This window comes from Mesorhizobium sp. WSM4829 (assembly GCF_055811475.1).
In genome coordinates this window covers 96,325-108,489 of record NZ_JBVVQJ010000019.1, presented here as the reverse complement: position 1 = coordinate 108,489, position 12,165 = coordinate 96,325, and the positions used below count along the sequence as shown (strand labels likewise).

Genomic DNA, 12,165 nt, shown 5'->3' with positions numbered 1-12,165 from the left:
GGCCGGACCCGTAGCTTGCGGATTTTTCGCGTGCTCACGTTGCGTATTGTCGATGTGCGGCGGCAACTGGTTGAGGCTCGCGAGCGGGCAGTCGATCAAGACATTGTCCCTTCCCGAGAAGCCAGCTTGGTTCGAGCGCTCTGGAAGTGCCAGCGGAGACTTACTCCTCGGTTACGAACGAGACCACCTCGTCAATCGGCCTGCGCGGCGACCTGGCAAATCTGATGGCAGTACCTGCCATAGGGCCAAGGGCGACGCATGCAATCAATCTCTCGCCTGCTCGAATTCGACCTACGTCACGAATTTGCCGTTCAACTCGACTATCGACCGCAAGATTGAGTGGGCAAGCCACGAGCCGAAGTGCCTCCGCGGCCAACAGGAAATGCATTAGGAACAGCGCACCATCGACATAAATCTGGTTTCGTTGATTGCTTCCTCGCCAGGCCCTTGTGTCTGACGTGACAATGGCCAGGTTTGATATGGACTGGGAAAAGCCTCGCGCCCCGCCCTGCAGAGCGAGTATCTGATCGATTTGATGACGGCCCTGGTAGAGGTATACTCTTGTCGCCTGCCTGTTGCATTGGGATGGCGCACCCTGCGCCAAGCGTACCAACTCTAGCAATGTGGTGCGATCTATTAATTGTTCGTCAAAGTATCTAACCGAGCGACGACACTGAAGTCCTTCCAGGAGTGTGAGGGCTGGCCCCCCAATTGGCAGAATGGCGCTTTGAACCCCGCCGGTCAAGGCGACTCCATCAAGCCCATTGAAACGCTCGACGAATTGACGAACTTTCTCAACAAAGGGCTGCTCAGGCTCCCCTGGTGAATGAAGGTCAACATAGGCGCGAAGTGCGCCGACAGCCATTTCAAGCGGAAACGCCCCTAGCGAGGTGTCGTAGGAGGACACCTCATTCATAAGTCGCTTGATTTTTTCCTGGCCAAAACCGGGCCGCCTGTCCTTTAGAGAAAGGCCCTTCTCAATCGAGTGAGCGTCCACGATTATGCGGTAATATAGCCGCTCTTTCTTTGGAACCAGCAGCGAATCCCCGTTGTAACGCAGGTAATTTCCAACGTCATAGACGTAGGAGATGATTACCTTCGCTTGAGCAGACAGAAGAATTTGCAGCTTTCGAAGCATTTTCTACATCATCATATTTTACTTGGCCGCAGGCAAGGCCCTGTCCAGAAACGTACGGCCAATCTCAGCTAGTTCCCGGAACCGGTTGTCCATCTTCATGTAGTCGTGAACAAGTTTTCCGACGTTTTCGCACATGTCCAGCAAATGGTCCCTGGCACCCTTGCGGTGAATACACACGTACTGAGAGGGAATGCCCATCAGCGTCATCAAAGCTTCATTCTTAGTGGGGAAGCCGATGGCGGGTCGCCGGCTGTCCAGGCAAATTAACGGGCACCGGTTCCGCAGAGCAAATAGTGCCCCATGCATGCGCTCTGACAAGCAGTAGGAGAATTGTGATGCCAGATTTGCCCACTCGAGGGGATCAATCGGCTTTTCGGTGAGATCGATGTCTGCGAGGTGATTGCGATCCGAGACCGATACAATCTGGACGCCGCGCGCCCGCAGAGAGGTCGTGGCCTCTGCATAGAGCTCGTGCTGGCCGGCTATCACCAACGCCCGGGGCCGATTGAAATCCACGCCCCAGGAAGCCAGCTTTACGCGCAGGCTTTCATGAGTGGCATTCGACGTTAGATCGTGAGCGACTGTCGGGTCTGGGGTCAATGTCACACGATCCGCGAGCCTTGGATCTGCCCAGAGGACCAACTCACGTGTCCGCTCGTCCCGCACGCCGATCGCCACAAATTCGTTCAGGCATTTGGCCATCAAGTATCGATTGCGGCGCGGCATTTCGGTCCATTTGGTGCTGCTGCCGGTGCTCGCCGCATATGCTATCTTCGAGCACGCCACTTCTGGCCAGTAGACATTGGGAAATGGGGGACATAGTGGGTTGGTCTGACGCTTGATCAGCCCACCGAGACGGGAGACGTAGTCGATCTTCCAAACCTCATCGCTACCCACCACAACCGCATCATAGCGGTCGCTTACGTAGCGAAACGTTGGTGACCTATCCTCAGAGTAGAACCTCTTGGGGCTGAGCAGCAGTCCATCGGCGAAGGCGGCAAGCGTTCGCTGGCGTGCGTTTGTCGCCGGCCCATAGCCAGTCTCCAGTCGTCTTGGATAGCGGTGGTCCACGATCTCCGCCGGCGAGCCGGGACGCAGGTCCGAAATGCAGCGTTGGAGGGCGAGGCTCTGAAGCTGCGCCCCCTCGTTGTAACCGGTGTGCAAAGTTAGTGTGCCAATCAACATTTAGCATGTCCGTTGCTATCAACGGCAAGTTGTCCCGTCACGTAAAGTATCACACCAGCACGTAGGCAACAATTGCCTCCTCGGCCGAATCGTATTTAACGATCTTTAAGGAATAGAGGCTGTTTTCAGGAGCGTTTGACTTTGACATACCTTTCGACTCCGAGTGGAAAGATAGAATTCAGCCTCCGACAGGAATAGAAAGACATTTTCGACCGAGCCAGCGAAAGTGACCCTGCTGGAAAGGCCCAACCGGGCCGCCTGTTCCTCGAGGGTGGGGCGGCATTGGCCATCGCCCAGGATGGTGAGTTGCGCCTTTGCCTCGACTGCCATCGGCGTTCGGCTCGCGGCGCGGATTGCGGGGCAGATCGATCCCATTCGGAATCGGCTTTCAATCGGTCAGATTTAGCTTGTTGGATTTAAGCGACTTAGAGACGGGTCGCTGTTACCCCGGGCACAGCGGAGCGATTTTATCGTGATAAACGTATGTACTGGAACTTCTGCGTTTGCGCGGAACCGGACTCGTTCAAAGAAGTCAAGGCAACGCTCTAAGGACCGGGCGCTTTACCTGTCAGGGATGGGAGCCATGGGAGGGGGGACCAGCAGCTTGCGGATTTTTCGCGTGCCCCAAAGCTACTTCTTGTCGATGTCCGCTGGTAGCTGGTTGAGGCGCGCGAGCGTGCATTCGATCAGGACATTTTCTCTTCCCTGGTCGGCGGATCCTACGGGGACTGAGTCAAGAAGCATCCTGGCTTGGTTCGCCATAGCCGGCGAGTTGGCCCTCTTCATCGCGCTGGTCTAAATGCGGCTTCTCTATATACATTCTGCGCACGTCCCGGCGCCGGCCGCCAATGCGGTACAGGTCGCAAAGATGTGCCATGCATTTCGGGTTGCCGGAGCGGAGGTCCTGCTAGCGCTTCCACGCGCCTCCATGAATTCACGGGATCATTATGCAAAGGTCGCGCGCGAATACGGATTCGCTATCGAGTTCCCATTCCGCGTTCTCCCTGTACCCTTTTGGCCTGTGCCCGGCCGGGAGCTTTTTTTTGCTGTGCAGGCGCTGCTTGCTGCGGTCTGGCTGCGGCCGCAAGTCGTCTTTACACGCTCGGCTACTGTAGCGCTTGTTTCTGCCGGACTTTTCGGGTTCACGACCGTTTTTGAGCTACACGACCCGATTGGCAGTTTGAGCAGACGTCAGCGTCAGCGCCTTGCCAAACTGATAGGCCTGGAGGCATTCCGTATGCTGGTCGTCACGTCGCAACGTCTGCGGGACGACAGCATCCGCCTCTTTCCTCAACATGCGGGAAAATTTCTCATCGCGCCCAATGGCGCGGATCCTGTTCCGCCGAATGTCGAGCCATGCAGCCTCAGCGGCACGTTCAAGGTTGGTTATGTCGGACACCTGTATAAGGGAAAAGGCATGGAGATAATAAGCGCTATTGCGCCTCGATGCGGCTGGGCGACATTTCACATCGTCGGGGGAACTCCAGGCGATATAGAGTATTGGACATCGAAGCTGGCCAAATGCCCGAACACAGTGTTTCACGGCTACGTTCCTCACGCCGCGACATATGCCTACTTGGCCGAAATGGACGTTGTCCTCGCGCCCTATCTTAGAGATGTAGAGGGCCAGGGCGGCGGTCGAAATATCGCTGAGGGAATGTCGCCGCTCAAGCTCTTCGAATATATGGCGCATGGCAAACCCATAGTGTCCTCCGACCTGTCAGTTATACGAGAAGTTTTGAGGGATAGCGTCAACAGCGTTCTGGTGTCGCCAGACAACCCGTCCGACTGGGTCAAAGCTCTTCAGCGTCTGCGCGAAAACAAGGCGCTTCGGGATCAGATTGGTCAGCAGGCGAAGGCAGACTTTCTGTCCAGGTACAGCCGCATCGCACGCGCAACCAACATTCTAGAGGAAATCAAGAGCCGGATGCCGTCGAGCGGAAGCTCATAGGACTGCACAATTTCTCTTGTTGAAGTCGGCTGCGCCGCCGGCAAGCCTGCTTTCCGTTCGCCGCAATGAGCCCGTGGTCCGTCCTGGAACCGTTGAATGGATCCGACTGCCCCCGGCTCTCCGACCATCTCCCCGCCTCGCGTTTTCGCATTGAGCTAGCCTGCGAGATGCGCAACTGTCCGGCGACTGAACCGGCGCGAACCCGATTGTGAGGCTTGATGTACTCGCTGGCGGCGGGATCGCCCGAAGCATCAGAATCAAAATTATCCGGTCAATCGGTTGGAAGATGGAATACATATATCCATTCAGCTTCCTGAGAAGCTGCTACACATCAATAGACATTACGATCCGAAAACATCACTAGAGCAGTTTTCCAAACTATCTTAATGTCGAGAAGCATGCTCCAGGATTGTATATACCAGAGGTCATGCTCAATGCGTTTTTCCATCCTCCAGAGTTCTTTCGTTTCCCCTCGAAAGCCATTTATCTGAGCCCACCCTGTTAGACCGGGTTTTACATGATGGCGATAAGCATAGCTCGCAATGGTCAAAGTATAGGCGTCGTCATGAGCGACGGCGTGAGGTCGGGGCCCAACCAGGGACATCTCCCCCCGAAGCACGTTTAATAATTGCGGCAACTCGTCGATGTTTGACCGGCGCAATATTCGGCCAAGTCGGGTAACCCGCGCATCATTGCGCTGAGCCTGGCGAATTTGTGTACCGTTCTCCTGCACCGTCATCGATCGGAATTTGTAAATATTGAACGGCTTACCACCAAAACCTCGTCGCATCTGCCGGAACACCACAGGGCGACCGTTCTCGAGCGCTATGGCACATGCGACCAAGGCCATCAACGGACAAAGGAACAGCAGTAGCAGGGATGCAACAGCAATGTCGAACAACCGCTTGAGCAGGCGTTCGGCAGGCCTCAACGGCACACGCTGGACTTCGAAGGCTCGCTGCCAGCCGGTGTGCAGCGGCCTTCCAGCCAGAATTCTATCTATGTAGGCGTCGGCGAAAAGATAAATCGGCAGCGGGAGGCGGGACATTTCCTCCAGGATGCGTTCGATCAACTTCCGCTGGTCCCAAGAGCAAAAGAGATAAACTGCCCCATACGAGCCATTACGGAACGCCGTCTGTGCAGCTGCGACGGCGGCATGCACCGACCGTGCTGCGATCGTGCCATCATCGTTCTCGATATTCGAAACGCCACAAATCGCGATGCCCTGTTGCCCAAGCCTGTTGATTATCCCCTGTTCCTTTCCAGGAACGCCAGAGTAAAACAGATAAACTGTGCGCAACACGAGTTTCTCAGCCGCCAGAAGCCGTTTCAGCCCACGCGCTAGAACCGCGTGGCCAGGCAGCAGGATTGGGAATCCGACCGCAAACGCCAGCGTCAAGGAGCCGCGCGAGAACGTCGACGTCGTCTTCGTGAGAAAGGCGAGCCAGAGAATTGAAAAGAAAACAAACAGCCAGGCGCCAAAGAGTGTTTTGATCCTGCAGTGATCGTCCAGGATGCCGCTAACCGTATAGGCGCCCCTGGCGGTCATGAATGCGACCAGCAACAGGCCGGCGGTGACACTTAGGCAGATCGAATCCCAGACATCCGGCGGCCTCACCTCGAAGGCCCTATGATAGAGCTCAATTGACGCAAGAAGTATTGTCTGTCCAAGGAGGAAATCAGCAGCTGCGAGAAACACGCAGACTGCTCCCACGGGGAGCCGTAGCGGCTCTACGCTCCGCTTCCAGAGCGCACGCGACGCCTCGGTAGGTGCATGCCGCATAAGACGACCCCCCGAATCCTGTTGCATCCCTTCTCCTCTATGGGTCATGGCACACGCCATCCCATAAGGAAGGAGGGGGTTATCCCAACGGCTTCCAGTCGGTTAGATTTGATTTAAATGTCTCAGAGACATGTCGCTGTTACCCCGGGCACAGACGAGTCGCTATTTTATCGTATTCTAATGTGTTAATATTTTCTGCCGTAACCCGTTCGCGTGAGAACGGACTGGAGGTCGGACTCGTTCTAAGAGGTGGTCAAGGCAATGCTTTAGGGGGCTGGGGCGCTTACCCTATCAGGGAGAGGGAGCCATGACAGAGAATGGCGCTGAGGTTCGAGTCAAACAGCTGAACAACATACGCTTATTTCGGCAATTTGGACAAGATACTCTTAGTGAAATGGCGAAAGCAGCCATCCTACGGAGGGTTCCTAAGAATAAAGTCTTAACTCACCTTGGGGATATACCGCGTTATATTTACTATATAATTCGCGGAAAAGTTCGTCTTAGTGTCCCCCTCTCAGACGGCCGAGAATTCATCTATTCTGATCTTGGTCCTGGTGATACTTTCGATTTGACTAGATTGTTCATCGCGCGACACAGTAACATGAACGCTGCGTCAGTCGTGGACAGCGACTTGCTCCAAATCGAAGCAGCTTTCATGGCTAGTGTCTTCGACAAGCACCCGGACCTCGCACTGAAAGTGATCCCGTATTTATGCCAAGCAACGCACGACGCGCAAGAGCGAGTGATCCACAGTGCGTCGAATGCCCTATCCATTCGATTGGCGAGCACGGTCTTGCGATTGATTGAGACCCCGCACAGCACGGCTACCGTGAATGGAGCTCAGAGAATCCACATTTCGCAGACCGACCTCGCGGCAATGATCCCGGCGTCTCGAGCGAAAGTGAATCGTTGCCTGAGAGAATGGGAACGGCGGTATCTGACCCAATACGACCGCGGCTCGCTGACGATTCTCAATCGCACCGCATTAGAGTCTGTTGCTCTTGGCTACTCGCGTTTGATCGTTCAATGATGCCTTGCCCGTGTGCTCGGGATCTCCACGCCATCCTCCGGGAAGCTCGGATCGTTCGGTAAAGTCCTTTACGTCGGCGTCGTAGGTCGCCGCACTGGACACTGCCGGCGAGATGGCAACGCACTCGCGCAGCCCCGTGCGTCCCCACGGGCCCTCGGCTCCCGGTGGAATTGGTGCGTCGCCAGACCGGCCGGCGCAACCTCCTGGCCCAGATGCGGCTCGGCAGCTTGCGAAATGAGGCAGCTGAGGGTCGACTGTTTGCCCAAGCGGTCAGCTTGCTGCTGGAACGCGTCGGGAAAGAATTGTGGCTCGGCGTCAGGAGCCGCCCAGCCAGTTGCCGCAAGCGACCGGCAATCGCCGGCGCTTTTTTGTGCCGCCCGAGATTGGCCACGCAGAGAGCACCGCCATTCTTTTGCTGTGCGCGATGCGACTTTGCTGTTGGGGAATCCGGGATTATTATCGGCTCCGCCCATGTACATCACGTCGGTGGAAAAAATGGATCTGCAAGCCTTCAGAGGTTCGATTGCGAAATCACAGCCGCCCGCCGGCCTGAGTCCGGCCCTGGAGGCGCTGTGGTGGGATGCAAAGGGCGATTGGGATAAGGCGCACGAGCGTGCACAGCTGCGCGACGATACGGCTTGTATGCGCGTGCATGCCTACCTCCATCGCAAGGAAGGCGATCAATCCAATGCGGAGTATTGGTATCGTCGCTGCGACGCCGCGCCGTCGACTTTGACGCTTGATGAGGAATGGCAAGAGTTGGCGCGGGAACTTTTGCGGCAAAGCTGACGCCTTCGGCACGCCAAGTCCAATTGCGGGCCGCGGTTGCGTCGTCGTAACGCAGGTTTCCCATGATGCTACCGCCTATCGACGATTCTGGGCTTGCAGGCCTAGGCGAGGGCAGGGGCTGCACTAGCTCCTGACTTTGATCAGCAAGCGGCACGGCGAGCCCGCCATCTCCGCAGTGGCGCGAAAAGGATACGTGGATCGCTCGCTGTGCAAATTGAAACGCGCGATGTGAGGAGTTCGCCATGTTTCGTACGATTGCGTCGGCGCTGTTCGCCGCGCTGCTCTGCTCGGTGGCCGCGCGTGCCGCCTCGGAGGAGGTCCGCTACTATCCCGTTCCGGAGGGCGCCGGCCCGCACGATGTCGCTCCGGCGCCGGATGGCTCCGTATGGTACACCGCCCAGGCACAGGGCGCGCTTGGGCGGCTCGATCCTGATACAGGCGCCGTCAGGCACATCACCCTTGGCGACGGTTCGGCGCCGCACGGCGTGATCGTCGGTCCCGACGGCGCCGCTTGGGTGACCGACGGCGGCCTCAGCGCCATCGTGCGCGTTGATGCCGAAACGGAAGCGGTGAAGGCCTTTCCGCTCCCCGAGGGGCACCGCTACGCGAACCTCAACACCGCTTCCTTCGACAAACACGGGAGGCTCTGGTTCACCGGGCAGGAGGGCATCTACGGCAGGCTCGATCCGGCGAGCGGCAAGGTCGAGGTCTGGAACGCTCCGCGCGGTCGCGGCGCCTATGGGATCACAACCACGCCGTCCGGTGAGGTCTACTACGCCTCGCTCGCCGGCAACCATATCGCCAGGATCGATGTTTCGACCGGCGAGGCTTCCCCGATCGACCCGCCGACCGCGGATCAGGGCGCCCGCCGCGTCTGGTCGGATTCCAAAGGCCGCATCTGGGTCAGCGAATGGAACGCCGGCCAGGTTAGCGTCTTCGATCCGGCCGCAAATGACTGGCGCAGCTGGAAGCTGCCCGGAGACGAGCCCCAGGCCTATGCCGTCTATGTCGATGAACGCGACAAGGTCTGGCTCACCGATTTCAGCGCGAACGCCATCGTCCGCTTCGACCCGGCAACGCAGACCTTCGCGAGCTTCCCGTCCGACCGCGACAACGCCAACGTGCGCCAGCTCAACGGGCGCTCCGGCGAGGTATGGGGTGCGGAGTCCGGTACCGACCGCCTTGTCTTGATCGAGACCGAAACGGGTGAATAAAGCAAAAGAGGTCTACTGCATGTCGCGCAAAAGCATGCCCTTGGGCCTGACCCGAGGGTGTGCAGCGGTTTTGCGATAACGACATGCATAAAAACAACAACCTAAAGCGCGTCGCATGAGGCGGCCAAACGCGACGCGCTTTAGCCAACGACGAAGGGCAATTTGCGCGAAGAGACCGCATGTCAGCGACTGTCTTTGACATAGCGTAGGGAGATGCCGCTCTACACGAAGAGAAAATCGCTGTTCGAGACGCTTGCGACGAGGACACCGTTTAGTGAAAGCGTGTCACTGTCGGAGAAGACGACCAGCGTGTCGCTCCCGACCTGCCGGAGTTCGCTATATCTTTGGTATCCTGAAATCTCCAGGAGGTCATCGCCGGAAAGGTCGAAGTCGGCGATGGTGTCGTGGCCATGGCCGGCGGCGAAGACGAAGCTGTCGTTTCCCGTTCCGCCGGTGAGGATATCGGTGCCAAGACCACCGACGAGCCGGTCCGGCCCGCCGCGGCCGTCCAGCCGATCTGCGCCGCCGAGGCCTTCGAGCGTGTTGGCTGCGCCGTTGCCCACCATGGTGTTGGCGAGTTCGTTGCCTTTTCCCGCCAGATTGGCAGCCGACCTCAGGAAGAGGTTTTCGACGTTGTCGGCCAGGGTCCAGTTTACATAGGCGTGCGTCTCGTCGAAGCCGTCATTGTTCTCTTCGATGGTTTTGTCACCGGCATTGTCGACATGGAAGACGTCATCACCCGCGCCGCCGACAAGCGTGTCGGCGCCCGCTTTTCCGTTCAAGATATCGCTGCCGCCCATTCCATAAATGACGTCCGCACCGGGACCGCCGGTAAGCGTATTGTTGCCGTCGTTGCCTACGATTGACCCCGGCGGCGGCTCGTCGAGTGGATCGATCCAGACGAAATCCGCACTGCTCAAGGAGGCGCTGGTCACGCCTTTGAGGAGAACAGTGTCGCTGTCGGAGAAGACGACCAGCGTGTCGCTCCCGACCTGCCGGAGTTCGCTATATCTTTGGTAGCCTGAAATCTCCAGGAGATCATCGCCGGAAAGGTCGAAGTCGGCGACGGTGTCGTGGCCATGGCCGGCGGCGAAGACGAAGCTGTCGTTTCCCGTTCCACCGATGAGGATATCGGCGCCAAGACCAGCGACGAGCCGGTCCGACCCGCCGCGGCCGTCCAGCCGATCTGCGCCGCCGAGGCCTTCGAGCGTGTTCGCTGCGCCGTTGCCGACCATGGTGTTGGCGAGTTCGTTGCCTTTTCCCGCCAGATTGGCAGCCGACCTCAGGAAGAGGTTTTCGACGTTGTCGGCCAGGGTCCAGTTTGTATAAGCATGCGTTTCGTCGACGCCGCCATTGGTCGCCTCGATGGTTTTGTCTCCGGCATTGTCGACATAGTAGACGTCATTACCCGTGCCGCCGACAAGCGTGTCGGCGCCGACCCCGCCGATGAGTTGGTCGGAGCCGCCGCGGCCCTCCAGCAAATCATCGCCAGCCAGCCCATCCAGCACATTGGCTCCCTCGTTTCCGCCGAGTTGGTCGGCAAAGGAAGAGCCTGTAAGATTTTCGATGCTGGTGAAGGTGTCGCGGTCGCTTCCGATACCGGTCCCGTCCAGGCCGAGACGTTGTTCCAGTGCGGCCATCCAATGTGAGGCGATTTTTGCATAGCCCCCGGCAGTCGGATGCAGCCCGCTGTCAAGCGGCGGCGCGGTGATGTCATCCGGTGTCAGATCACGCATGTCGACAAAGGCGATCTTGCGCCCCTGGGCGGCCAGTTCAGAGATCAGACCGGGCATTGCATCATTATACGCATCGACACGGTCTGCACGCGCTTGCGACTGTTGGCCGACGCGAACGGGAGGCAAGGAACCGACGAAGACGGTCAAGGCGGGATCGCTGGAGGTCAGGCTGAGCAAAAGACTGCGCAGATCCTGCAACATCGTTGGCACGCTATCGGTCGAGCTGTCATTTGTTCCGGCGATCAGCAGGACGGCGTCGGGTTTCGTAGCGGCCACAACATCGTTGTCGATGCCGTTCAGTTGATTGAGCGTCCAGTTGCGGTGACCCTCGTGATCCCGATCGCCCATGCTGGCGGGTCCGTTGGACGAGGAACCGACGAAGTCGATCTTCACATTGAGTGCCGCCAACTGTTCCAGCATGAACTTCCGATACCCGCCGCTTTCGGTATCGGAAGAGCTCGCGATCACTCCATAGGTAATGGAATCGCCCAGCGGCAGTATCGACAGCACCTTGTAAGCATGGCCGGAAGCCAAATCGGCGATGACTCCACGGGACGAAGCGCCGTAATTGACTGCGTCCGAACCGGCACCGCCGATGAATGCGTCCGGACGGCTGCTGTCATAGAACACCGTCATGGTATTTTCTCCCCCTGGCAAAGCTGCTCACGGGTATGACCGCCTGGGCCGATCGTGTAATTCCACGATCTGCCGGCGTCCTCGTCCCGGATATTGCTGTTTGCGCGGCGTTCGAGCTGCCGATCACGCGTGCTGTGGCGCCACAATCCGAAGGGAACACGAACTTTTCTCCGTCCGACGAACTGGTGCAAGAAAAAGGCTGAATCGAAGCCAGCGCCGATCACGACGATACCATGGTGCTCGTCGGCGACCTGTTTGGCCCGGGTGTCGAGTACCATTTTCCATGGCCTCTTCAGCCACTGACCTGCACCTGACGCCGATGCGATCGGTTTTTTGCAGGTCAGCGAGACAAATTCAATGTTGCAGCGCACTCTTAGGCACTGCAACATAATATTTTCCACTACTTTGGGTAGATTGGCAACATTTTTTTGAGCCTGCAATACCCTGGCTCGACACCGGGCACGGTGACGCGGGCGGCGATCGCTGTGGCTGTTGTTGTACCAAATTGCGACAGGTCGGCAATTTAACGCGGGCATTTATCGGTAATTGGCACAAATTGCGCGCGTGCATTGAGCCAGGGGCATCTTGAACTTTCGTCGTTGCCTGTGCGTTTAGGTTGTAGTACGCATCCTGTTGCAGTGCAGCAATATCCGGCGGCAACGTGCGGCTGCGTGAGGGCTCATCCCGTCCCCGGAAGGTGAGC

9 protein-coding genes are annotated in these 12,165 nt (G+C 57.9%); 4 read left to right on the top strand and 5 right to left on the bottom strand.

Annotation, left to right across the window (positions count from 1 at the left end):
• Window positions 1-160: 160 nt before the first annotated feature.
• Window positions 161-1,138 (bottom strand): nitroreductase family protein, encoded by a 978-nt coding sequence (locus tag AC0L17_RS19250; protein ID WP_473516997.1) that lies wholly within the window; start codon window positions 1,136-1,138, stop codon window positions 161-163.
• An 18-nt stretch (window positions 1,139-1,156) separates the two neighbouring features.
• Window positions 1,157-2,323, bottom strand: a complete 1,167-nt coding sequence (locus AC0L17_RS19245) for a polysaccharide pyruvyl transferase family protein (protein WP_473516996.1) — start codon at window positions 2,321-2,323, stop codon at window positions 1,157-1,159.
• 799 nt (window positions 2,324-3,122) lie between these two features.
• Between AC0L17_RS19245 and AC0L17_RS19240 the strand changes: the two genes are divergently transcribed.
• Window positions 3,123-4,274 (top strand): glycosyltransferase, encoded by a 1,152-nt coding sequence (locus tag AC0L17_RS19240; RefSeq protein ID WP_473516995.1) that lies wholly within the window; start codon window positions 3,123-3,125, stop codon window positions 4,272-4,274.
• A gap of 331 nt (window positions 4,275-4,605) precedes the next feature.
• Here AC0L17_RS19240 and AC0L17_RS19235 read toward each other — a convergent pair whose 3' ends face one another.
• Window positions 4,606-5,973, bottom strand: coding sequence for an exopolysaccharide biosynthesis polyprenyl glycosylphosphotransferase (locus AC0L17_RS19235; protein ID WP_473516994.1), 1,368 nt, complete (start codon window positions 5,971-5,973; stop codon window positions 4,606-4,608).
• 391 nt (window positions 5,974-6,364) lie between these two features.
• On the opposite strand from AC0L17_RS19235, the gene AC0L17_RS19230 reads away from it, so the two are divergent.
• The 3 genes from AC0L17_RS19230 (at window position 6,365) to AC0L17_RS19220 (ending at window position 9,090) form a co-directional block, all read left to right on the top strand.
• A complete protein-coding gene (locus AC0L17_RS19230) occupies window positions 6,365-7,087 on the top strand; it encodes a Crp/Fnr family transcriptional regulator (RefSeq protein ID WP_473516993.1) in 723 nt (240 codons plus the stop codon).
• A gap of 495 nt (window positions 7,088-7,582) precedes the next feature.
• On the top strand, window positions 7,583-7,876 hold the full coding sequence (locus AC0L17_RS19225; RefSeq protein ID WP_167366323.1) for a hypothetical protein: 294 nt from the start codon (window positions 7,583-7,585) through the stop codon (window positions 7,874-7,876).
• A 242-nt stretch (window positions 7,877-8,118) separates the two neighbouring features.
• On the top strand, window positions 8,119-9,090 hold the full coding sequence (locus tag AC0L17_RS19220) for a Vgb family protein (RefSeq protein WP_473516992.1): 972 nt from the start codon (window positions 8,119-8,121) through the stop codon (window positions 9,088-9,090).
• A 221-nt stretch (window positions 9,091-9,311) separates the two neighbouring features.
• On the opposite strand, the gene AC0L17_RS19215 is transcribed toward AC0L17_RS19220, so the two are convergent.
• Together AC0L17_RS19215 and AC0L17_RS19210 are read right to left on the bottom strand one after the other, a co-directional pair.
• Window positions 9,312-11,462 carry a GDSL-type esterase/lipase family protein gene (locus AC0L17_RS19215; protein WP_473516991.1) on the bottom strand — a complete coding sequence of 717 codons (2,151 nt, stop codon included), beginning with the start codon at window positions 11,460-11,462 and terminating at the stop codon, window positions 9,312-9,314.
• The gene (locus AC0L17_RS19210) at window positions 11,459-11,902 is read right to left on the bottom strand and encodes a hypothetical protein (protein ID WP_473516990.1); all 444 of its coding nucleotides are present in this window, start codon (window positions 11,900-11,902) and stop codon (window positions 11,459-11,461) included. Before AC0L17_RS19210 ends, AC0L17_RS19215 begins: the two co-directional genes overlap by 4 nt.
• Window positions 11,903-12,165: the final 263 nt, after the last annotated feature.

Bases quoted from the DNA above. Each gene is read 5' to 3' on its own strand.
- AC0L17_RS19250 (WP_473516997.1), bottom strand. From the start codon at position 1,138: ATGCTTCGAAAGCTGCAAATTCTTCTGTCTGCTCAAGCGAAGGTAATC.
- AC0L17_RS19245 (WP_473516996.1), bottom strand. From the start codon at position 2,323: ATGTTGATTGGCACACTAACTTTGCACACCGGTTACAACGAGGGGGCG.
- AC0L17_RS19240 (WP_473516995.1), top strand. From the start codon at position 3,123: ATGCGGCTTCTCTATATACATTCTGCGCACGTCCCGGCGCCGGCCGCC.
- AC0L17_RS19225 (WP_167366323.1), top strand. From the start codon at position 7,583: ATGGATCTGCAAGCCTTCAGAGGTTCGATTGCGAAATCACAGCCGCCC.
- AC0L17_RS19230 (WP_473516993.1), top strand. From the start codon at position 6,365: ATGACAGAGAATGGCGCTGAGGTTCGAGTCAAACAGCTGAACAACATA.
- AC0L17_RS19220 (WP_473516992.1), top strand. From the start codon at position 8,119: ATGTTTCGTACGATTGCGTCGGCGCTGTTCGCCGCGCTGCTCTGCTCG.
- AC0L17_RS19215 (WP_473516991.1), bottom strand. From the start codon at position 11,462: ATGACGGTGTTCTATGACAGCAGCCGTCCGGACGCATTCATCGGCGGT.